Source organism: Mucilaginibacter sp. NFR10 (assembly GCF_900100445.1).
Taxonomy (GTDB): domain Bacteria; phylum Bacteroidota; class Bacteroidia; order Sphingobacteriales; family Sphingobacteriaceae; genus Mucilaginibacter; species Mucilaginibacter rubeus.
The window spans coordinates 1-1,001 of the sequence record NZ_FMTV01000028.1; the positions used below are offsets into that span (position 1 = coordinate 1).

Consider the following 1,001-nt stretch of genomic DNA (forward strand, 5'->3'; position numbering starts at 1 on the left):
ACGTTATCTGAAGGGAGCCCGTTACTGGTATTGAGTAAACTTATCCGGTAATTTTGATAATGATTATAGAAGCTGATAATGCTTACACCGTTCGCGGTGCAGACCCATAGTGTATTGTCATCTGTCCATATCAGTTTACGGATATCGCCTGAAAAAATAGCAGGAGATCTAAATTGAACAATTTTTTCGCCGACCAGCAAAAACACCCCCTGAGCTTCTGTGCCTATCGCACATACTTCATTATTTGATGCCAGGCTCTTAACAACATTTATTCCTTTATTGGCTAATATCCGCACATAGGTAATATCATTAGTAGTGGGCATTAACTGGTATAACCCATAAAGTGAACCTATCAGCAGCTTGTTTTTATACCAGGTAAGAGATGTCATGCGTATAGGCTTGAATCTATAACCTTTTAGACGTTTGAACTGATTTGATATTACAACAACGGCATTTTGTGAAATAAAATACACTGTATCATGTTGATGGGTGATTCCTTTTATAGGGCCATCAAATTTTACAGGGCCTTCAAAATAACTTTCGGGATGCCATAACGCCGGGTTCTTGTTCGAAATATCTAATCTGAATATACCATTATCGGTACCAATCATGAGCCTGTTGCCCGGAATTGTAAGCAGATTGGTTATCCGGTTAAAGTCAGACCTGTCTTGATTTATAGTTATAGTACCAATCGGCGGCGTTTGATTTGCGCCAAGTTTCATATAACTCAGTGTGCTTAAAACATGCCCGGTAAAAAGGTAGCCTCCTGCAATGGCCAGTTTTAAAACATCTTCATTGGCCAGCCCGCTTTCTTTGTTAATGATTTTTACTTCGGGGTTAGTACTTAAAAAGAAGCCTTTGTCATAACTGCCAAACCATAAATTATTTTCCCGGTCAATAACCGTGGCGGTAGTGATGTTATTATTAAGGTAATTTTTCCGTTCGCCGGTAAGATAGTTAATAATGTAGGTGCCCTGTTTTACCGTTGTAACGGCAAACGT

General features: G+C 39.3%; 1 protein-coding gene. It reads right to left on the reverse strand.

The window, feature by feature from the left end; translation table 11 throughout:
- On the reverse strand, nucleotides 1–1,001 hold a 1,001-nt coding region (locus tag BLP33_RS27120), incomplete at both ends, for a two-component regulator propeller domain-containing protein (protein ID WP_139160094.1).